Raw genomic sequence first — 20474 nt, 5'->3', positions numbered from 1 at the left:
TCTTAATAATTTTTAAAAAAGCTGAATTGTCATGCAAAAACAAGAGCATCTACTGAGTTCGCGCCGTTTTTTACCTATGTTTTTGACTCAATTTTTTGGAGCCTTAAACGATAATGTCTTTAAACAATCCTTATTGCTTGTCATTACCTATGGTTGGATTCAACAACAGACCGCAAGCGTAAGCACACTGAATAATCTAGCTGCACTTCTCTTTATTCTACCTTACTTCATTTTTTCAGCGACTGCAGGACAAATTGCAGACAAATACGAACGCTCTTTCTTGATTCGTAATATCAAATTGCTTGAAATCTTGATTATGCTGATTGGTACTGCTGGATTTTTACTCGGCAATTTATGGCTATTGTTATTAGCATTGTTCCTCATGGGTACTCACAGTACCTTCTTCGGACCGATTAAATACGCCATTCTCCCTGAAATATTAAAACCGAATGAATTGATGTCGGGTAATGCTTTATTTCAGTCAGGTACTTCCATTGCAATATTGATGGGGATGATCTTGGGTGGTGTAGTGATTTCAAACTCTGAAGGCAACTTAGTTTGGATCAGCCTGACGGTCTTGACCATCGCGATACTTGGTTATAGTTGTAGTCGCTTCATTGTCAAACAAAAAGTCCGTGAAAATCATATCAATGTCGATTGGAATTTCTTTCGAACCAGTTTTCAAACCATACGTTATGCAAAAAGTTTACCCCTCATCTTTACCATTTTATTGGGTAATTCTTGGTATTGGTTTTACGGCGCGACTTATTTAACTCAAATTCCTCAAATGACTCAGCAAAATCTACACGCCAATGAAAATGTGGTCAGCCTCCTCCTTACCTTTTTTTCTGTGGGTATTGGTGTAGGTTCATTGCTATGCCGAAAAATTGGTGGCTCAGAGGTCAATATTAAAATGGTGCCTATTGGTGCAGTAGGCTTAACCGTTTTCGCCTTCTATTTAGCAGGAAGTTTAGCCTTTGTTCCTGAAAGGACTGGAGATTTTATTGGCATATCAGACATGTTTAATTCTGGTATGATTTATTATCATGTGATGATTGCAGTTACTTTATTGGGGATCAGTGGTGGTTTTTATATTGTTCCGCTGTATGCCATGATGCAAGCCTATTCACCGTGTTCACATCGTGCTCGCGTAGTGGCTGCTAATAACATTATGAATGCAGTATTCATGGTGTCTTCTGCTATATTCTCCATTATTATTTTAAGTATCTTAAGTATTGATATTAAGATTCTATTCGGTATTACAGCAATATTGAGTGCTCTGTACACGATTTGGTTATTAACACGCTTAAAACCAATGTTAAAAAATGCTCAAATTGATTTAGAGGATTAAGGTTATGCGTCACTACACAGGTCTAGATAAATTTATCCATTCATTTGATCAAGCACTGCGTAGTTTGGTACCAGGCACCACCACCTCACAACGTGAAAATCCAGCAAGTCAAGCAGAGACTCATCTCGCAGTGAGTGAAGCAAGGCATGTTGCTGGACTCATGCGTGTTAATCACAGTGGTGAAGTCTGCGCTCAAGCGCTTTATCACGGTCAAGCATTGACAGCTAAATTGCCTAATGTTCGTCGTGAAATGGAGCATGCCGCGATTGAAGAACAAGATCATTTAGCATGGTGTGAAGATCGTTTAAAAGAGTTAGATAGTCATACAAGTCTACTCAATCCTGTATGGTATGGTCTTTCTTTTGGTATGGGTGCGATTGCAGGTATTGCTGGTGACAAATACAGTTTAGGCTTCGTTGCAGAAACTGAACGCCAAGTGAGTCTGCATTTGCAACACCATCTTGACCAACTCCCACCGCATGATGAACGCTCTCGTCAAATTTTGAAACAGATGAATCAGGATGAACTTCAACATCGAGATACTGCACTAAATGCAGGTGGTGTGGAATTACCAGCTGCGGTCAAAATCGCAATGACGGGTATATCCAAACTCATGACCAAAACAAGTTATTATATTTAAAAAAAACGCGGCTCATGGGCCGCATTTTTTATAGATGATGGAATCGTCTAAACTTATTTAATTCACGCTCAGCATGATTGAAATTCAAATCTAACCGCAATTTATCCTGCTTTAAGGACTTTATTTTCTTAAGATACTCTTCCCGCTTTTCTTTGGTGATTTTGTCATCCAGTAAGTAGTCTCGATAAGTTTCAATTTCTTTATCTTTAGCATCTTTGTCTTTCTTAGAACGATAGTACTGATCGGCCACATTATAAAAGGGTGCTAATTGGGCATGTAACTCTGATGGACAAACCCTATACCCACCTCTTCCATCCAAAGCTCCATCGAAAATAACTTCGGGTTGACAATATGAACGAAGCCCAAGTTGGTAACCTTTTTCATATAACTTGTGATCAGGTTCAATATTCACTTTTGAACAGGCTTTTTGATGTTTAACAATGCGATTCGAATAACCACTGCTTCCATCTTTTTCACCTATTTCCGACCATTGAGCAGTTCGACACTCTTGAGGGGAAAGCGTTGCACAACCTGAGAGGAACGCCAAAATTGCGCTTAACACAATGATTTTATACATCTTCTTGATATGGAGCTTATTTATTTTGAAGTGGCGTATTATAAAAATTAGTCCATTTAAAAGAAGCTGATTATTGTTACATCACAGCCTATTTCCGTATCAAAGACATATTTGATCAATGCTACCGATGGACTATTCGGCGAAACTCATCCTATTTTAGAAAATGAACCATCTAGTGACACTTGAGGAAAATGATGCGCTTCATGCTCAAATAATGGATTTTCCCAAATATCAAACATTGGAATTTTAACATCTAAGGCTAATGGCATTTTTTTTGGATTAAATTGCATATTTTGGAGCGTATTTCCCCATGCAATGAGATCTACATCCAAAGAAATATCATGTGACGGACGGACTCGACCAGAAGCTTTTTCCAGCGCTTTTAAAAGATTGGTAATTTCATTGACTTGCCGCTTTGATTCTAATAAACATGCAGCATTCCAATAATCTTGTCCAACACCATCTCGACAAGGTATGACATAGATAGGAGAACGCGTAATACATCCCAATGACGCAATTTGTTTTAATGCATTCACCAGATGATTGTGCGGTTGGCTATTACTCGCCAATGCTAGCGCATAAATCATTACGGTGTCTTTCAAGACGAATTCCTACTGAATTGGCTTGTGGAATAATAGCAGGCTTACGCACAGTAATTTGGATAGACTCAATTGCTGGATATTGTTCAAACAAAGCTTTGAGGACAATTTTTGCAGCAAATTCAATTAATTCAGGTTGAGCTTTTTGAATCGTCTGAGTCGCGATTTCACAAATTTCAGCATAATTTAAAGTATCAGCGAGAAGATCTGAATTTGATGCCTGCTCTAAATCAGTCGCAATATGAAGATCAAGCAATAATGGTTGAATGATTTGCCGTTCCCAGTCAAAACATCCGATGACTGTTTCAACTTTCAATCCTTCAATTAATATGGAATCCATCTTCAATCATGACCTTTTGTAAACTATCAAACAGTGATAGCACGCTTGACGGGAGGCGATAAAAGCAAATCCTCTTCTATTGAGGATTTGCTGTGATATTTTAACACTTGTTTAAGATTTAATGTTTCAACAAAAGATTAGGATCGATTGTTTGTACCATTTGTAAGCGCTGATCTGCATAAATATCAGTGTACGGCGCAAGAATTCTCATAAAACGATCAAAATAAAGCATTTGTTTAAACAGCAATGCGAAATCCCGTGGGAAACGGATGCCATGACGCTCACCTACAGCCACCATATCCATCATGATGTCATTTAAGTCGGCTGGATTAGATGACAGAATTTGCTGAGGATCAGCGGAGAGCACGCCACTGAATAATCGTTCTAAATCGTTTGCCAAAACTGTTGTATCAATTTGCGTATTAGTCATGCCCATTTTCAGCATATTTTCTGCCATCAATGGATAATTGGTATTTTGCAATGCATCCATGAAAGCAATACATGCCGTCCATACTTCAGGCTTTAATTGTCCCACAATACCAAAATCAATGAATCCAATGCGACCATCATCCAAAAGCATGAGGTTGCCTGCATGTAAATCTGCATGGAAACTTTCACACATCATCAAACTACCAAACCATGTGTTCATGGCAGTAATCAGAACCTGTGATGGGTCTTTGGAAACTTGACGAACCACATCGAAATCCGTCAACGGCACGCCATACAGACGCTGCATTGTCAGGACACGGCGTGTTGAATATTGATGATATACCTTTGGTGCAGTCGCTTTGGTATTTTGAGTAATGTGCAGATAATTAACAAAATCATCAATATTTTTTGCTTCTTCAATAAAATCAACTTCACGAACCATACGTGTTTTGATTTCTTCAACAATATCCGCAAGTGAAGCAAATTTAACTTTAGGAACTGCCTTCTCTAGAATCTTGGTCGCCCAATGCAGGACATTTAAATCCGTATAAAGGATGGTTTCAACACCAGGTTTTTGGACTTTGATCACGACATCTTCGCCGCTCACCAATTTAGCAGCATGCACTTGTGCGATCGAAGCAGAAGCTAATGGCGTTTCATCAATAGATGCGAAAATTTCACCTAAATCACGACCTTCAAACTCAGCATTCAAGACACTTTCAATATAGCTAAATGGGAGTTTAGGTGTCTGATCTAAACACCCTTGAAATTCCTCAACATATTCACGTGGAAATAATGAAGGCGTGCTGGCAATAAACTGTCCCAACTTAATATACGTTGAACCAAGTGACTCGAAAGTTTCGCGCATTAATTTCGCATTACTCGGTTTTTCTGTCGCGTATTTAATCCCTGCTCGCGCAGCAATGACCGCAGTTTCACCTACACGGGCCACTGAGCGTAAACCATCTAACCAAATATTATTTTTCATAATGTCGATATTAAATTTCGATATGTTGAGTGTAGCAAATTAAATTGTCTTTGCGGATTGACTGCTGTGACAGATTTGACATTCTTTATCCTTGTCAAAATTCAAAATTCGCTGTTGCATGTTCATTCCATTCCATAGAAGGATCTTCTGTTTTAATGGTGTTAAATTTAACCCCAGATATAATAGCGCATGATGTGCTTGCATACTTGCCATCATGTTAGGAGTTGTTGCTAAAACTCCTGAATCTGCACACCTTAAACTCTCATCTGTATGATCTTCTTTGGGAAAAAGACATTCATAACACGCTGATTCACCATCCACCATAAATAACTGCCCCTGCAAACCAATCGCAGAAGCACTGATGAGTGGAACATTCGCATCCTTACACATTTGATTGACCAAATAACGGGTTTCAAAATTGTCACAACCATCTAACACAAGATCTTGCTGTGTAATCAGTGCGGCAGCATTATTAAAATCAAATTTAGTATTGATGTATTCAATCTTAATATAAGGATTAATTTGAGAAATTTTCTTGGCTAACACTTCAGCTTTGTAAAAACCCACATCATGATGATCAAAGGCAATTTGTCGCTGTAAATTACTGATTTCTACAGTATCAGCATCGATGAGTGTCAATTTACCTACGCCTGCTCTCGCCAATAACTCTGCAGTCAAACACCCTATTCCACCACAACCAATAATGAGCACATTGGACAGCTTTAATCTTTCTTGAGCATCAATATCCCAATCCTCTAGTAATATTTGTCTTGCGTACAACTGTAGCTCAACATCACTCAGTTCAATGCTATCACTCACCTAAACACCCTGATTACATGCTTGTATAAGCCTATGATACCGAATAAATAAGCAGTCTATTCATACAATTGTGAAGATAATTTTTACCCTAGAAGATCTGTACCTTATTGTTACAATTCGAATAGGTTTGTTTAATTTTTCTTATTTTATTTTTACTATTAATAAACATAATCTCAATAATTGCTTCACTAGCAATTGATTTTAAAAACATCTAACTCCAATAAATGACAGTCATACTTATGAATAAAAATTTTTTTGCACTCGCTACATTATTAGTTTCGAGTTTATTCCTGACGGCATGTAAAGATGAAAAGATCACCAACATTACATACGTCAATCAAGGTTCGGATACCCAGCCAGAATATATAGAAAGCACGCTTTATGATCTGGACGAAGAGAATACTTCACCCAATCAAGACAATCGACAAATGTTCTTGATTCTGCACTACACAGCAGTATCTAAAGACGAAACATTGGCTTTGTTTAAAGATCCTAATTTCCCTGCCAGTAGTCACTATTTTGTACCCGAATTACCAACCAATGGTAAATTTACTGTGTACCGTCTTGTGCCTGATGATAAAAGAGCTTGGCATGCTGGCGCGAGTTCTTGGCAGACCAACAGCAGTTTGAATGCCTCGAGTATCGGAATTGAAATTGAGAATCTTGGTTTCCCTGCAGATGATGAACAACTCCCTTTGATGCAACGTCGATGGTATCCATTTTCATCAAAACAACAAATCGAAGTCCTTGCGGATATTATTTTAAAAATTACTAAAAAATACGACATCAGACCCGACCGAATTTTGGGGCACAGTGATATTTCTCCAGGTCGCAAATTTGATCCAGGTCCGCTATTTCCTTGGAAACGTTTATATGAAGACTACAACATTGGTGCTTGGTACGATAACGACACTGTAAATTATTATCGTACCTATCATCCTTGGAAGAATGATATTGCTTCGTTACAAAGCAAATTGGCATTATACGGATATAACATTCCTGTCACTGGTCAATACGATCAAGTCACTCAAAATGTTGTATCCGCATTCCAAATGCATTTTTATCCTGAGAAATATGATGGTTTCGCGGATATTGAAACTGTAGCCCGCCTTGATGCATTACTTGAGAAGTATCGAAATGTAGCTCGCCCGGCGATTTCACCATAAAACATCTGAGATCAGTTTAGTCGTCTATTTAAGTGAAGACTAAACTGATTTTCATATATTATTTTGGCGCCATACGAATTGCGCCATCCAATCGAATCACTTCACCATTTAAATACGAATTTTCAAAGATATGTCCAACCAGTTTCGCAAATTCTTCAGGTTTGGCTAAACGTGGTGGGAATGGAACCATCTGTCCCAATGCATCCTGCACATTTTGCGGAAGACCTTTGAGCATCGGGGTTTCCATGATTCCTGGCGCAATAGTCATAACACGGATCTTTTCACGTGCTAACTCACGCGCCAATGGTAAAGTCATACCAACAACAGCGCCCTTAGATGCAGAATATGCAGCTTGACCAATTTGACCATCAAAAGCAGCAACTGAAGCCGTGTTCACAATGACACCACGTTCTTCCTCTTCCCCCGAAAGCGTATACTGTGACATTAATTGCGCAGCATATCGCAACATATTAAAGGTTCCACTGACGTTGATATTCAGCACTGTTTGGAACATATCTAAGGCATGCAGGCCATCACGACCAAGCACTTTAGCTGATGGTGCAATACCAGCACAGTTGATTAAACCATTTAATTGTCCATATTTTTCTTGTATGTGTGCAAAGAATGATTCAACTGCTTTTTCATCAGTTACATCTAGTTGAATAAATTCTGCACCAATTTCTTGACCCTTCTGCTCGCCCAAAGATGCATTCATATCAACAATTACGACTCGAGCACCCTGCTGTTGAAGATAAGCTGCTGTCGCCGCACCTAACCCAGAAGCGCCACCTGTAACAACAATCACTTTTCCTTGAATATTCATAAATCTCATTATCCTTTTTTTAGTTTTAGGTTGGCTTTAGGGTAATCTTCCTCCAATACGGATTCAATTTATTCAGTGACCAATTGGTATAAATAATTCAAAATAGATATAATTTAATATTTATTTTATATAAAAATAAATCACCCATGACAATTTTTTTTGCCTTAATGACATGATTTAAAAACCATACAGTCATCGTTATTCTTTTGAATTCGGCTAATATTTAGACTATTTTAATCTTATTCATTTCGGCATTTTGCCATATCTCCTAAAGGTTCAATCATGTTTAAAATGATCGATGTCTTAGAGCAAAATTTTGCTCAAACTTTCCCCCATGCACTTAATCAAGATTCAGATCAAATTACAGAGCAGCTTCAAATGAGCATTCTGAATGCATCTGAAATAGATTTAAAAAATGCAATCAATCAATTCCTAGACACTCAAGATGCAAGTGAAACTGCACTTGCATTAGATATTTCAACTGAGCGTCTTAATGAACTGAAATCTGGTATTGCGTTAAAAGATGCTTCAAAAATTTCGGACACTTTAAAGGTAGTAGCGCTATGCTTGGCTTTGGAGTCAGACTCATTAGACCTTCTTGAAGTGAGCGATATTTCAACTGAGTATTTCGTATAATGTGAGTATTGAGATCAAGCTGATATGGTTTGGTCTCATTTTCACTCTTAGCCTTGCTATATTAAATTATGTGACCTTCATCTCATTGCATTAATTTATATAAAGTTCTGATAAATCACTATATTTTCACAAAACCACAATATTTATAAAATATTGATTTGATTTCAATGTGTTAACTCATAATTTTAACTTTATCAAAATTTATTCTTTTAATATCTCATTTTCTTTTTTGCCACAAATCACCTGAAAGGCTATTTATATCGAAAATTTAGCGAATTAAATCAGGTACTTTAGTGAAGAAATCAATATCTCCATTGAAATTAGGTCTATTGGGTTTAGCAATTATTGTTGTTCATAGTGGAGCCAATGCCGCACTTCCTAAGGAAATCAAACTGGATTATGCCTATTATGCTCCTACGAGCTTAGTGGTTAAAAATCAAAAGCTATTAGAAAAGGCTTTACCCAATACCAAAATCAAATGGGTATTTAGTCAAGGCAGTAATCGCTCCTTAGAATATCTCAATAGCGGCAGTGTTGATTTTGCTTCAACTGCTGGTCTTGCCGCTGTATTAAGTCGTGCCAATGGTAGCCCTGTTAAAACAGTTTATATCCAAAGCCAACCTGAATGGACAGCTTTAGTCGTGCCAAAAGACTCCCCGATTAAATCCTTAAAAGATCTAAAAGGTAAAAAAATTGCCGCAACAAAAGGAACTGACCCATTTTTATTTACGCTACAAGCTTTAGATACCGTTGGATTGAATAAAAAAGATGTACAGCTTGTTCATTTGCAACATCCAGATGGCAAAACGGCGTTAGAACGTAAACAAGTGGATGCTTGGGCTGGCTTAGACCCTTTGATGGCATCAGCTCAAGTTCAGTCGGGTGCAAAACTGCTTTATCGTAATGTAGGCTTTAATAGTTATAGCGTGTTAAGCGTCAAAGAGCCATTTACTCGATCTAGCCCAGAAGCAATTGAAGCCGTAATTAAAGCGTATGAGCAAGCACGTAAATGGGCAAAAGCCAATCCAGATAAACTGGCGCAGTTACTCGCCACTGAAGCTAAACTACCTTTAGAGGTTGCAAAACTTCAGCTTCAGCGTACTGACTTTAATCAAAACATTCCTAAAGCCCAACACATTAATGCACTACAAAAATCCGGCAAAATCTTGACTGAAGAAGACTTAGTTCGTAAAGGAACAAATGTAAATCAAGTTGTTCAACAGTTATTTAATGCCTCATTCGCTCAAAAAGTGGTGACAAAATAATGGCGATCAGTGAAAAAGCGATTGAACATCGGAATAGCGATGTCCATTCACAACTGTCGACAAAAGGGAATAAATGGTTGAAAGGTATTTTCCTCCCTGTATTACTGGTACTGCTGTGTGAAATTTTGGTTCGAGGTGGTGTAGTTGAACCTTATCTGCTACCTGCTCCAAGTAGCTTATTTGTTTCCCTACAAGAACTTGCTCAGAATGATTTAGGTCAACATATTTGGGCAAGTACATGGCGAGTGTTTTTAGGGTTTGCTATTGGTAGTGGTTTAGCACTATTTTTTGCAGTTTTGGTTGGGCTCAATCGCCATGCAGAAGAGTTTATTGAACCGACCTTTTCTGCAATTAAGTCAATTCCTAGTCTTGCGTGGATTCCTCTCCTTTTGTTATGGCTTGGTATTGATGAATCCTCAAAAATCACCCTCATTGCGATTGGTGCTTTTTTTCCAACCTATACCAATACTGTGGCTGGTATTCATGGTGTCGAGCGAGAATTGATTGAGTTGGCTCAAGTGTATAGACTGAATCGATGGCAACAAATCTACCAAATCGTTTTACCCGCAGCTTCTCCATCTATCCTTACAGGCTTGCGCAATAGTTTGAGTTTAGCTTGGATGTTTATGATTGCCGCTGAACTCATTGCAGCAACGCAAGGTATTGGATATTTATTAAGTGATGGACGTGAAACATCGCGTCCAGATATTGTGATCATTGCTATTATTTTATTGGCAATATTGGGGAAAATTACTGATACCATAATGAAAGTATTTGAATCAAAATTATTGTTATGGCGTGATGTCATCAAAAGATGAATCAATAAAAAAGCGACCTAAAGTCGCTTTTTTATTTCTAATGAGGCCATTGTGCTAAAGTCACGCGATCGTTACCACCATAATCTTTAACGGTTCTCACTTTCTTATACCCTGCTTGACGGAATAGATGCTGAACAGCGTCTGCTTGATTATATCCATGTTCAAGTACCACCCAACCTTCAACAGTCAGATGCTTCTTGGCTTGCAAAATAATTTGCTCAAGATCAGCTAAACCTTTTTTATCAGAGATTAATGCACGTTGAGGCTCGGTCGCCAAATTGTGCATATGTTCATCTGCTGGATCAATATAAGGCGGATTAGATACAATGACATCAAAAAATTGACGCCCAAACGGTTTTAACCAACTGCCTAGTACAAATTGAACCTGATCTAAGTCATGTTGCTCAGCATTAAATTTAGCGACTTCCAATGTAGGCTCATAAATATCGGTTGCTGTTAAAGACCAATTAGGACGTTCGGAAGCGAGTGACAATGCAATGGCGCCTGTCCCAGTTCCTAAATCTACAACGCGCGCATCCTCAGGCAACTCTAACTTTAAAACTGTCTCCACCAAAACTTCGGTGTCTGGTCTAGGCACCAACGTATCGGACGTCACTTTTAAGTCCAATGTCCAAAAAGGTTGCGAACCTGTGACATAAGCTAAAGGCTCACCTGCTTTAATCCGAGCAATCGCCTCTCGATACGCCTGCTCTTGATCTGCAGTGAGCTCTTTATCCTTCTTCATCACCAAATCGAATGAATCGATTTTAGTGATATGTTCGAGCAACCAAGCATTTTCTTGACGCTCATAACTTTCAGGCTCACCACGCAGTGCAAGCGCTTGTTGAATGTTCATTAACCACCATTCTGCTGTGCAAGCATTGCCAATTGATCCGCTTGATATTCACGATGTAAGCTATCTAAAAGCTCAGTTAAATCTCCCTCCATCACTGCATCCAACTTATATAAAGTTAAGTTAATACGATGATCAGTCATACGACCCTGAGGATAATTATAGGTACGAATACGTTCTGAACGATCACCTGAACCCACCAAATCACGGCGCATTTCAGATGTCGCAGCATCAGCTGCTGCACGTTTAGCATTCTCAAGACGAGATGCCAATAATGCCATTGCCTTTGCTTTGTTCTTATGTTGTGAACGCTCTTCCTGACATTCAACAACAGTACCTGTCGGAATATGGGTGATTCGCACAGCAGAATCCGTTTTATTAACGTGCTGACCACCCGCCCCAGATGCACGATAAGTATCAATACGCAAGTCTGAAGGGTTAATATCTACAGTAGTATCAACATCAATTTCAGGAAGAATTGCAACGGTACAAGCTGACGTATGAACTCGACCTTGCGATTCAGTTGCAGGAACACGCTGAACTCGATGAGCACCGCTTTCAAACTTTAAGCGTCCGTAAACACCTTCACCATTAATTAAGCAAATAATTTCTTTGTAACCGCCATGTTCACCTTCATTTTCAGAAAGGATTTCGACACGCCAACCCTGTGATTCAGCATATTTACTGTACATACGGAATAAATCACCAGAGAAAATCGCAGCTTCATCGCCACCTGTCCCTGCACGTACTTCCAGATATGCAGAGTTCGCATCATTTGGATCTTTCGGAATCATCAGAATATTCAATTCTGCCTCTAAAGATTCAATTAATGCTTTATTTTCTTTAATTTCTTCTTGTGCCATTTCCTTAAAGTCAGGATCTGACAACATTGCTTCAGCCGTTACAATATCTTCTTCCGCTTGGGTATATTTTTTCCAAACAGTGGTGATTTCAGTCAAATCATTGTGTTCACGTGACAAATTACGGAAACGCTTATTGTCGGAAATGACTTCAACATCAGCCAATAGCGCTTCTAATTCTTCATGACGATCACAAAGTTGGTCTAATCGTAAACGTAACGATTCTTTCATGTTAAATAAAATCTCTAATACTGGATTAACTTAAGGACTGCCTTAAATTAATATTTCTAAAATTGCGAGTAGTTTAACGACTCTGACATTCAATTAACATATTTATATAGAATGACTTTGCAAAACCATTTTTCGATCCTTGTCACACTCAATTAATGGATAATCAAAAATTAGCTCCATAACTGCCAAGTTTAAAAAATGTTTACTGAATCAACTCTCCATAGTTTCTTCTTAATCAGCCCAATAATGCATATTGAATGATCAGCTGTAATATAAAAACAACATTGTGCAACCAAAACGTAAAACTCTAGGTTAACTTCTACATATTTAGCGCTTCAATTCTTGTTACATTGTGCTCAACGAATTATTACTCGTCCACGAACAAGGACATGGAGTCACACATGAAATTGAATACCCTATTAATGTCAGCCACCTTAGCCACTGCATCAATGTTCACGGTATCTGCACATGCAGACAGTACAGCGCGTGTCGCTGCTGCGAGTGCTTTAGGTAGTGTAGCAGGTACAGCAATTGGTAAAAACATGGGTGGTACAACAGGTGCAACTTTAGGTGCAGCACTTGGTGGTGCTGGTGGTGCTGCTGTTGCTAGTAATAAACGTAACCGTACTGAATCTGCTATTGGTGGTGCATTAGGTGGCGGTGCGGGTTATACCGTAGGTAATAGTATGGGTGGAACCAATGGCGGTTATATCGGCTCTGCTTTAGGTGCTGCTGGTGGTGCTGCTCTTGGTAACAAAATTGCGAAAGACAAAGCATATGATTCACGTCAAGATCGTAAATGGAAAAAGAAAAAACATAGTCGTCGTTAATATAATCTGATTGATAGTTTCCCCGTTGAATACTCTGTATTCACCTCGATGCGCCTTAGGGCGCATTTTTTTATTAACAAAATAATTATGGATAAATTAGGGAGAGAAAAATACAAACCAGCAACTTGCTCTCCCAAATGATTACAGAAATTTGGATTAAATTAAAACCATCAAATATAAGACTTCGACAATGAGTTCACCATGAAATTTAATTCAAAATTATTTGCTGCTGCGATCGCAACTGCGGCCTTGAGTACAACAACTGCTTATGCTGATAGTTCGTCTAGAGTTGCCCTCACATCTGCTTTAGGTGGAGTCGTTGGTGCTGCGATTGGTCAACAAATGGGTGGCTCGACTGGAGCAATGATCGGATCAGCGATTGGTGGTGCTGGTGGCGCAGCTGCATCAGCGAACAAAAAAGATCGTAATGCTGCTGCAATTGGTGCTGCATTAGGTGGTGCTGGTGGTTACACCGTTGGTAATAATATGGGCGGAACAAATGCTGGTTATGCTGGGGCTGCATTAGGTTCAGCTGGTGGTTCAGTTTTGGGTAAAAAAGTGGCCGAAGACCGTCGCGAAGATGACTATAGAGATCGTTATGATCGCCGTGAAAGCGGTTATCGCAATTCAAACTATCGTTATAATGACCGTAATTACAGAAGTGACAATGGTCGTCATTTAGGCTGGTATAAAAACGGTAAACGCTAATTCCAAACTCTTAGAATTCAAGCGCTCAACTTAGAGCGCTTTTTTATTTACACTTATATCGTTTTTTTTCAATATACAAATACTCAAGTTCATATTAACATCTTTATGAGTGTTCAAAAGAGTAGAAAGTTATGCGAAGCTTAAAAGATATCGAGTTTTCAGTATTGGAACTCGCTCCTGTACGTGATGATAAAACGATTGCTTTTTCACTACAGCATGCTTTGGAGTTAGCACAAAAAATCGAACAATTGGGTTTTAAACGACTGTGGCTTGCAGAGCACCATAATATGGATGGTATCGCTAGCTCAGCTACAGCTGTGTTATTAGGCTATATCCTTGCTAACACCTCCTCTTTAAAAGTAGGTTCTGGCGGAATCATGCTGCCTAATCACGCACCACTTGTTGTAGCAGAACAATTTGGAACACTAGCAACGCTTTATCCTGATCGAGTTGAGCTCGGACTAGGACGCGCACCAGGTACAGATCAATTGACCATGCGTGCTTTACGCCGAGGTCGTCAAGAGACTGAAGATCAATTTCCACAAGACGTGCTCGAAATTTTGAGCTATTTGGGGGAACCATCGCCACATCAGAGAATCAAAGCGACACCAGGTCAAGGAACACATGTTCCCGTATGGCTGTTAGGTTCTAGCTTATTTAGCGCACAATTGGCAGCTAAACTTGGCTTACCTTATTCTTTTGCCTCTCACTTTGCCCCTCGTATGCTGGGTCAAGCGATTCAACTTTACAGAGAAAACTTCGAACCTTCTGAATATTTGGATCGTCCTTATGTATCAATGGGCGTTCCAACTGTTATAGCTGATACTGATGAAGAAGCTGAATACTTGGCTACTAGCGCTTATCAACGTGTATTAGGCTTAATGCGTGGGCAAAGCTTAAAACTCAAACCTCCAGTTAAATCAATGGATGGAATTTGGTCTGCTCCAGAAAAGATGTCAGTTGACAATTTTTACGCAATGGCTCAAATCGGATCACCAGAAACAGTGAAACAAGGTCTTGAACAACTACTGGTGCCTTATGATGTAGATGAGTTTATTTTTACCTGTGATATCTACGATACAGACAAACGCATTCAAAACTTTGAGTATTTAATGCAAATTAAGCAAAATGCTTAGATCAAAAAAATCCTGAAATGATTGAGTAATGGTTTTGATTTCAAATCTATAATTAATTACTCTTTCATTTCTTGAGTTTGTCAAACAACTATTGGCAATAAATGACATCAAATGTCCCTAAAAGACTATTCCAATGAAAAAATTCTTTTAACCAACAATATTAATTATTCACAATCAAATACTTAAAAATTGGCATTTTATATCAAACTAAAATAAGCACTTCTGCAAAACACATCACATTTTTAAGCGATAAAATTTCATGATTAAAAAATAAATACGGATGTATAACATGGCCTCTATCGACTTAGAAAAAATGTTGGATAAAGTAAAACATACTCAATGGACACTCTCGGATATTGACTGGGATGCTCCTGGCAAAGAATTAGTCACCGCAGAACAGTGGCCCAAGCTTAAAGATTTTATGGCTGATTTAATGTGGATCGAACATGTAGGTGCTCGTGCATTTTCTGCGATGTCAAAAAAAGCACCGACAGATACGCTTCGCGAAATGTATGCCATTTTCCACGCTGAGGAACAGCGTCACGCCAATGCCGAAATGGCACTGATGAAAAGATGGGGTATGCTTGAAGGCGATATCCCTAAACCCAATAAAAATTTAAGACTGATTATCGAATGGCTCGACACTTATGCTGATGAAATGCCCTTCTATATTCTAGGTGCTGTCATTCCGATGCTGGAAGTCGCTCTTGATGGTGCACTTTGTACATTCCTATTGGATACTGTAGAAGACCCAGTTTGCCATCAAGCTTTTAAACTGATTAATGGCGATGAAGCTCGTCATTTAGGTGTTGGATTTAGTGTCATGGAAGATCAAGGCTACAATAAAACCTTTATTGAGCTTTCTAAAATGGCAGCGCGAGTTGTAGATCCACGTTTATTACTTGGTATTCTTGCATACTTACCACTCATTAACAAAATGCGCGATAATGTGATTAAACTAGGTCTGCCAGAAGAAAAGCTCTATGCAGCGATGCACAAATTTGCTCGAATAGGTGGACGTACTGCAGAAGGTCGTCGTAATCCTTGGTATCAAATTATTAACTTCCATGCACGAAGTGCCATGAATCGACGTAATAAATGGTTTCATATCCCTGTCGACACCATGGTAAAAATGACTGATAAGATTCCAGAAAAATCTTTACCTAAAATCCCATCTTGGATATATGAATTAACTGCAGAACCAAAAGCAACCCACTAAAACAATAATTAGGTACAGAAATGAAAAAAAGGAATAAAGCCCACACGGATTCGTTCTTTCATAATGAAGCTGAGTATTTTTCCAACTTTAAAGGAAAAATTATCTCAGCTGAGGACATCAAACAAACCGATTTTTCAGGATTAAAGGTCGCGATTATTGGTGCCAATCAAATGTCAGTTTCACATTTAGATGTGGTTTGTCAAAATGCGCTATTCGTCAAAGTATTTCAAATGACACCTCATTTCGTTTTGCCACACACTGAAAAAGGGATTCAAAAAATTATTGCTCATCCCCTCATCGCTAAAAATAAACGATTATTTAATCAGCGAATTAAGACGACATTGGCAATACGATATTTAGATTCTCAGATTTCAGATACTTGGTTAAAAAGACAATTGATGCCAAATCCAGCTTCTTCGCAAAAAATATTTTTTAAATCCGATCATTATTACAGCGCCTTACAGCAAGAAAACTGTAAATTGATCACATGGCCAGTCGTGAAAATTACTGAAAATGCCGTTCAAAGTATGGAAGGAATCGAACACTTAGTAGATATTATCATTACAACGTACGAAAAATAACCACCATTTAGTAGATAAATGCGATTCTAAATTACATTTTATGATGAAATTATAGACACTTGAATTATATAATTTTTGAATTTTATGAGTATTTATGACGATTAATCTCTTAATAAAAAGAAGCACAGCTAGTGCTTCTTTTTTTTAAATTGGATTTACCGATTTAACCAATCCGGCGTTTCAAGCCTGTCATTTGCAATACTCGTGTTGAGATTTCTTCAATCGACATTTCTGAAACATTTAGATATTTAATCCCTTCAGAAATATAAATACCTTCGATTGCACGCAATTCCATCTGACATTGGCTAAAACTTGCATAACGACTGTTGGCTTTGCGTTCAGATCGAATTGCCACCAAACGATCAGCATCAATCATTAATCCAAACAATTTATGCTTATGTGGACGTAAAACTGCTGGCAAACGGTTGTCATCCAAATCTTCTTCAGTTAACGGATAGTTCGCAACTCGAATACCAAATTGTAATGACAAATAAATTGAGGTCGGTGTTTTACCAGAACGCGACACTCCAATCAAAATTAAGTCCGCTTTATCATAGTGTCTTGTACGTGCGCCATCATCATTATCCAGCGCGAAATGTACAGCATCAATACGTGCCTTATAAGACTCAGAATCAGTCACAGCATGCGTTTGTCCGACTAAAGTTGTAGGGGCTGTTCCAAGCACCTCAGATAGCTTACTAATTAACCCTTCAAACACATCTAAATTAACCGCATTTGCCGTATTGATGATATCCCGAACATAGGGATCCACAAGAGTATCAAAGACAAGAGGTTGTTGGCCATCAGACTCTGCGCGCGCGTTAATCTCTGCAACGACGTTCATTGCGGCTTCTTCTGTAGTGATATACGGGATGATATGAATATCAAAATCGACATGAGGAAATTGAGCCAATAAAGAATGCCCGAGTGTTTCAGCCGTAATGGCAGTACCATCGGAAATAAAAAAAACACTTCGTTTAATATCTTTACTTTCTGCCATTAAATTAATCCTCAAATATTTGTCTAAGTACTATATAATCTTTATAGTAAACCGATCTTACATGACTGTCGCTTAGTAATGAAAGTTTGCTAAGTTTTCACAGAAAAATATCATGCCAAGATAGTGATTAATACTGCAAAAGTGGAGTAACAACTTTGGAAGCACGCGTAATCGGTCTGGAAAAATTAGGTAAACACGACGTAGAAATCGTGGGCGGTAAAAACTCATCTCTAGGCGAAATGATCAGCCATTTAGCAAATGCTGGTGTATCAGTTCCAGGTGGTTTTGCAACAACTGCTGCAGCTTACCGTGAATTCCTTGAGCAAAGTGGTCTTAATGCCAAAATTTCAGCCGAGCTCAAACAACTCAATGTTGACGACGTAAATGCACTTGCTGCAACTGGTGCTAAAATTCGTCAATGGATCGTTGATACTCCGCTTACTCCAGCACTTGAAAAAGAAGTTCGTGATGCATTCGCAACTCTTTCTAACGGCAACCCTGAGATCGCGGTTGCCGTTCGTTCATCTGCGACTGCAGAAGATTTACCAGACGCATCTTTTGCAGGACAACAAGAGACTTTCCTAAACATCCGCGGTATTGACAACGTCTTAATCGCGATTAAGGAAGTTTTTGCTTCACTTTATAACGACCGCGCAATTGCTTACCGTGTACACCAAAACTTCGATCATGACATCGTTGCTCTTTCTGCTGGTGTGCAACGTATGGTTCGCTCAGAAACTGGTGCTGCTGGTGTAATGTTTACACTGGACACTGAATCTGGTTTCCGTGACGTTGTATTCATTACTGCATCTTACGGTTTAGGCGAAATGGTCGTACAGGGTGCTGTAAACCCTGATGAATTCTATTTATCTAAGCCACTTTTAAATGCAGGTAAACACGCAGTATTGCGTCGTAACCTCGGCTCTAAACACCAAAAAATGATCTACGGTGAAGAAGGCTCTGCAGGTAAATCAGTTGTTGTTGTGGATGTTGAAAAAACTGAGCGCCAACAATTTGCTTTAAATGATCAAGAATTACAAGAACTTGCTAAGCAGGCGTTAATCATTGAGCAACACTATGGTGCGCCAATGGATATCGAATGGGCGAAAGACGGTGATGACGGTCAAATTTACATTGTTCAAGCACGTCCTGAAACTGTGAAAAGCCGTGAGAATGTCGGCACAATGGAACGCTACCTATTAAAACAAAAAGGTACAGTTCTTTGTGAAGGTCGCTCAATCGGTCAACGTATCGGTTCTGGTAAAGTACGTATTGTTAATTCAATCAAAGAGATGGACAAAGTCCAAGATGGCGACGTTCTTGTTTCTGACATGACCGATCCTGATTGGGAACCAGTTATGAAACGTGCTGCTGCGATCGTTACAAACCGTGGTGGTCGTACTTGTCATGCCGCGATTATTGCACGTGAACTCGGTGTTCCAGCGATTGTTGGATGTGGTAACGCAACAGAAGTACTTGTTGATGGTCAAGAAGTAACTGTTTCATGTGCTGAAGGCGATACAGGTTTCATTTACGAAGGCGCTTTAGATTTCGAAGTTCAACGTAACTCGATTGAATCTATGCCAACACTTCCGTTCAAAATCATGATGAACGTTGGTAACCCTGATCGTGCATTTGACTTCGCTCAAATTCCAAACGAAGGTATTGGTCTTGCACGTCTAGAGTTCATCATCAACCGTATGATTGGTGTTCACCCTAAAGCATTACTCAATATTGACAGCTTACCTCGCGAAACACGTGCAGCTGTGATGACCCGTACTGCAGGTTACTCTTCACCGATTGAATTCTACGTTGAAAAACTCGTTGAAGGTATTTCTACACTTGCTGCTGCATTTGCTGATAAACCTGTCATCGTACGTATGTCAGACTTCAAATCAAATGAATATGCGAACTTAATCGGTGGTAAGTTATACGAACCTGAAGAAGAAAACCCGATGTTGGGCTTCCGTGGTGCAAGCCGTTATGTTTCTGACAACTTCCGTGACTGCTTCGAATTAGAATGCCGTGCATTGAAGAAAGTTCGTGATGAAATGGGTCTAACTAACATTCAAATCATGATCCCATTCGTCCGCACAGTTGCTGAAGCAAAACGTGTTATTGAACTTCTTGCTGCAAATGGCTTAAAACGTGGTGAAAATGGTCTTAAAGTGATCATGATGTGTGAATTACCAACCAATGCTCTACTTGCTGAACAATTCTTAGAGCATTTTGATGGCTTCTCAATCGGTTCAAATGACTTAACTCAGTTAACGCTTGGGCTTGACCGTGACTCAGGTATCGTTTCTCATTTATTTGATGAACGTGATCCAGCAGTAAAAGCTCTTCTTTCAATGGCGATTCATGCATGTCGTAAGGCAGGTAAATATGTGGGTATTTGTGGTCAAGGACCATCAGACCACCCAGATCTTGCTCGTTGGTTAATGGAACAAGGTATCGAATCTGTTTCACTCAACCCAGACTCAGTTTTAGATACATGGTTCTTCTTATCTGAAGAAAAGACTAAACAAGCTTAATAAACTATGTTAAAAAAAGACCCATTCATGGGTCTTTTTTTTACCCCATTATTTTTAGTAATTTTTGAGAA

Annotated in this window: 21 protein-coding genes; 12 read left to right on the top strand and 9 right to left on the bottom strand. The window is 38.9% G+C overall.

Annotated elements, in window-relative coordinates; all coding sequences use genetic code 11:
* Positions 1-31: 31 nt before the first annotated feature.
* Together AC1M83_RS01795 and coq7 are read left to right on the top strand one after the other, a co-directional pair.
* Positions 32-1351, top strand: a complete 1320-nt coding sequence (locus AC1M83_RS01795) for an MFS transporter (protein ID WP_481589838.1) — start codon at positions 32-34, stop codon at positions 1349-1351.
* 4 nt (positions 1352-1355) lie between these two features.
* The gene (gene coq7 / locus AC1M83_RS01790; RefSeq protein WP_481589837.1) at positions 1356-1991 is read left to right on the top strand and encodes a 2-polyprenyl-3-methyl-6-methoxy-1,4-benzoquinone monooxygenase; all 636 of its coding nucleotides are present in this window, start codon (positions 1356-1358) and stop codon (positions 1989-1991) included.
* A 28-nt stretch (positions 1992-2019) separates the two neighbouring features.
* Here coq7 and AC1M83_RS01785 read toward each other — a convergent pair whose 3' ends face one another.
* The 5 genes from AC1M83_RS01785 to AC1M83_RS01765 all read right to left on the bottom strand — a co-directional run bounded on the left by AC1M83_RS01785 (position 2020) and on the right by AC1M83_RS01765 (position 5743).
* A complete protein-coding gene (locus AC1M83_RS01785; protein ID WP_481589836.1) occupies positions 2020-2568 on the bottom strand; it encodes a DUF2799 domain-containing protein in 549 nt (182 codons plus the stop codon).
* Positions 2569-2714: 146 nt separating this feature from the next.
* Positions 2715-3170, bottom strand: a complete 456-nt coding sequence (locus AC1M83_RS01780; protein WP_481589835.1) for a 2-amino-4-hydroxy-6-hydroxymethyldihydropteridine diphosphokinase — start codon at positions 3168-3170, stop codon at positions 2715-2717.
* Entirely contained in the window at positions 3127-3507 is a 381-nt protein-coding gene (folB, locus tag AC1M83_RS01775) for a dihydroneopterin aldolase (protein WP_481589834.1), read from the bottom strand. The genes AC1M83_RS01780 and folB overlap by 44 nt, the downstream gene beginning before the upstream one ends.
* A gap of 118 nt (positions 3508-3625) precedes the next feature.
* On the bottom strand, positions 3626-4924 hold the full coding sequence (locus AC1M83_RS01770; RefSeq protein ID WP_481589833.1) for an ABC1 kinase family protein: 1299 nt from the start codon (positions 4922-4924) through the stop codon (positions 3626-3628).
* Positions 4925-4963: 39 nt separating this feature from the next.
* Positions 4964-5743 (bottom strand): HesA/MoeB/ThiF family protein, encoded by a 780-nt coding sequence (locus AC1M83_RS01765; protein ID WP_481589832.1) that lies wholly within the window; start codon positions 5741-5743, stop codon positions 4964-4966.
* A gap of 239 nt (positions 5744-5982) precedes the next feature.
* Between AC1M83_RS01765 and AC1M83_RS01760 the strand changes: the two genes are divergently transcribed.
* On the top strand, positions 5983-6909 hold the full coding sequence (locus AC1M83_RS01760) for an N-acetylmuramoyl-L-alanine amidase (protein WP_481589831.1): 927 nt from the start codon (positions 5983-5985) through the stop codon (positions 6907-6909).
* Between the two features lie 58 nt (positions 6910-6967).
* Here the strand turns inward: AC1M83_RS01760 and AC1M83_RS01755 are convergent, their stop codons facing one another.
* The gene (locus AC1M83_RS01755; protein WP_481589830.1) at positions 6968-7732 is read right to left on the bottom strand and encodes a 3-hydroxyacyl-CoA dehydrogenase; all 765 of its coding nucleotides are present in this window, start codon (positions 7730-7732) and stop codon (positions 6968-6970) included.
* A gap of 282 nt (positions 7733-8014) precedes the next feature.
* Here AC1M83_RS01755 and AC1M83_RS01750 point away from each other — a divergent pair, with 282 nt between their 5' ends.
* The 3 genes from AC1M83_RS01750 to AC1M83_RS01740 all read left to right on the top strand — a co-directional run bounded on the left by AC1M83_RS01750 (position 8015) and on the right by AC1M83_RS01740 (position 10451).
* Positions 8015-8368, top strand: coding sequence for a hypothetical protein (locus tag AC1M83_RS01750; protein WP_180027646.1), 354 nt, complete (start codon positions 8015-8017; stop codon positions 8366-8368).
* A 314-nt stretch (positions 8369-8682) separates the two neighbouring features.
* Complete coding sequence (locus AC1M83_RS01745) at positions 8683-9633, top strand: aliphatic sulfonate ABC transporter substrate-binding protein (protein ID WP_481590054.1); 951 nt, start codon at positions 8683-8685, stop codon at positions 9631-9633.
* Positions 9633-10451 (top strand): ABC transporter permease, encoded by an 819-nt coding sequence (locus tag AC1M83_RS01740; RefSeq protein ID WP_481589829.1) that lies wholly within the window; start codon positions 9633-9635, stop codon positions 10449-10451. The genes AC1M83_RS01745 and AC1M83_RS01740 overlap by 1 nt, the downstream gene beginning before the upstream one ends.
* 37 nt (positions 10452-10488) lie before the next feature.
* On the opposite strand, the gene prmC is transcribed toward AC1M83_RS01740, so the two are convergent.
* On the bottom strand, positions 10489-11307 hold the full coding sequence (gene prmC / locus AC1M83_RS01735) for a peptide chain release factor N(5)-glutamine methyltransferase (RefSeq protein WP_481589828.1): 819 nt from the start codon (positions 11305-11307) through the stop codon (positions 10489-10491).
* A complete protein-coding gene (gene prfA / locus AC1M83_RS01730) occupies positions 11307-12395 on the bottom strand; it encodes a peptide chain release factor 1 (RefSeq protein WP_035267080.1) in 1089 nt (362 codons plus the stop codon). The genes prmC and prfA overlap by 1 nt, the downstream gene beginning before the upstream one ends.
* Positions 12396-12796: 401 nt before the next feature.
* On the opposite strand from prfA, the gene AC1M83_RS01725 reads away from it, so the two are divergent.
* From AC1M83_RS01725 to AC1M83_RS01705, 5 genes are all read left to right on the top strand, one after another.
* Entirely contained in the window at positions 12797-13225 is a 429-nt protein-coding gene (locus AC1M83_RS01725) for a glycine zipper domain-containing protein (RefSeq protein WP_092766183.1), read from the top strand.
* A gap of 201 nt (positions 13226-13426) precedes the next feature.
* The gene (locus AC1M83_RS01720; protein WP_092766182.1) at positions 13427-13933 is read left to right on the top strand and encodes a hypothetical protein; all 507 of its coding nucleotides are present in this window, start codon (positions 13427-13429) and stop codon (positions 13931-13933) included.
* A 131-nt stretch (positions 13934-14064) separates the two neighbouring features.
* Positions 14065-15069: an LLM class flavin-dependent oxidoreductase gene (locus AC1M83_RS01715; RefSeq protein ID WP_481589827.1), complete on the top strand. Its 1005-nt coding sequence runs from the start codon at positions 14065-14067 to the stop codon at positions 15067-15069.
* Positions 15070-15358: 289 nt separating this feature from the next.
* Entirely contained in the window at positions 15359-16288 is a 930-nt protein-coding gene (locus AC1M83_RS01710) for a ferritin-like domain-containing protein (RefSeq protein WP_180027641.1), read from the top strand.
* A 20-nt stretch (positions 16289-16308) separates the two neighbouring features.
* Positions 16309-16869 (top strand): NAD(P)/FAD-dependent oxidoreductase, encoded by a 561-nt coding sequence (locus AC1M83_RS01705; RefSeq protein ID WP_481589826.1) that lies wholly within the window; start codon positions 16309-16311, stop codon positions 16867-16869.
* A gap of 163 nt (positions 16870-17032) precedes the next feature.
* Here AC1M83_RS01705 and ppsR read toward each other — a convergent pair whose 3' ends face one another.
* Positions 17033-17869, bottom strand: a complete 837-nt coding sequence (ppsR, locus tag AC1M83_RS01700) for a posphoenolpyruvate synthetase regulatory kinase/phosphorylase PpsR (RefSeq protein WP_035267069.1) — start codon at positions 17867-17869, stop codon at positions 17033-17035.
* 155 nt (positions 17870-18024) lie between these two features.
* Between ppsR and ppsA the strand changes: the two genes are divergently transcribed.
* Complete coding sequence (gene ppsA / locus AC1M83_RS01695; RefSeq protein ID WP_481589825.1) at positions 18025-20403, top strand: phosphoenolpyruvate synthase; 2379 nt, start codon at positions 18025-18027, stop codon at positions 20401-20403.
* Positions 20404-20474: the final 71 nt, after the last annotated feature.

The organism is Acinetobacter sp. 25-47-130, from assembly GCF_056779705.1.
Note: the sequence above shows the minus strand (reverse complement) of the source record. Positions and strands in the feature narration are given on the sequence as shown.

Bases quoted from the DNA above. Each gene is read 5' to 3' on its own strand.
- AC1M83_RS01710 (WP_180027641.1), top strand. From the start codon at position 15,359: ATGGCCTCTATCGACTTAGAAAAAATGTTGGATAAAGTAAAACATACT.
- AC1M83_RS01755 (WP_481589830.1), bottom strand. From the start codon at position 7,732: ATGAATATTCAAGGAAAAGTGATTGTTGTTACAGGTGGCGCTTCTGGG.
- AC1M83_RS01720 (WP_092766182.1), top strand. From the start codon at position 13,427: ATGAAATTTAATTCAAAATTATTTGCTGCTGCGATCGCAACTGCGGCC.
- AC1M83_RS01725 (WP_092766183.1), top strand. From the start codon at position 12,797: ATGAAATTGAATACCCTATTAATGTCAGCCACCTTAGCCACTGCATCA.
- AC1M83_RS01715 (WP_481589827.1), top strand. From the start codon at position 14,065: ATGCGAAGCTTAAAAGATATCGAGTTTTCAGTATTGGAACTCGCTCCT.
- AC1M83_RS01705 (WP_481589826.1), top strand. From the start codon at position 16,309: ATGAAAAAAAGGAATAAAGCCCACACGGATTCGTTCTTTCATAATGAA.
- AC1M83_RS01785 (WP_481589836.1), bottom strand. From the start codon at position 2,568: ATGTATAAAATCATTGTGTTAAGCGCAATTTTGGCGTTCCTCTCAGGT.
- ppsR (WP_035267069.1), bottom strand. From the start codon at position 17,869: ATGGCAGAAAGTAAAGATATTAAACGAAGTGTTTTTTTTATTTCCGAT.
- prmC (WP_481589828.1), bottom strand. From the start codon at position 11,307: ATGAACATTCAACAAGCGCTTGCACTGCGTGGTGAGCCTGAAAGTTAT.
- folB (WP_481589834.1), bottom strand. From the start codon at position 3,507: ATGGATTCCATATTAATTGAAGGATTGAAAGTTGAAACAGTCATCGGA.
- AC1M83_RS01760 (WP_481589831.1), top strand. From the start codon at position 5,983: ATGAATAAAAATTTTTTTGCACTCGCTACATTATTAGTTTCGAGTTTA.
- prfA (WP_035267080.1), bottom strand. From the start codon at position 12,395: ATGAAAGAATCGTTACGTTTACGATTAGACCAACTTTGTGATCGTCAT.
- AC1M83_RS01770 (WP_481589833.1), bottom strand. From the start codon at position 4,924: ATGAAAAATAATATTTGGTTAGATGGTTTACGCTCAGTGGCCCGTGTA.
- coq7 (WP_481589837.1), top strand. From the start codon at position 1,356: ATGCGTCACTACACAGGTCTAGATAAATTTATCCATTCATTTGATCAA.
- AC1M83_RS01740 (WP_481589829.1), top strand. From the start codon at position 9,633: ATGGCGATCAGTGAAAAAGCGATTGAACATCGGAATAGCGATGTCCAT.
- AC1M83_RS01750 (WP_180027646.1), top strand. From the start codon at position 8,015: ATGTTTAAAATGATCGATGTCTTAGAGCAAAATTTTGCTCAAACTTTC.
- AC1M83_RS01795 (WP_481589838.1), top strand. From the start codon at position 32: ATGCAAAAACAAGAGCATCTACTGAGTTCGCGCCGTTTTTTACCTATG.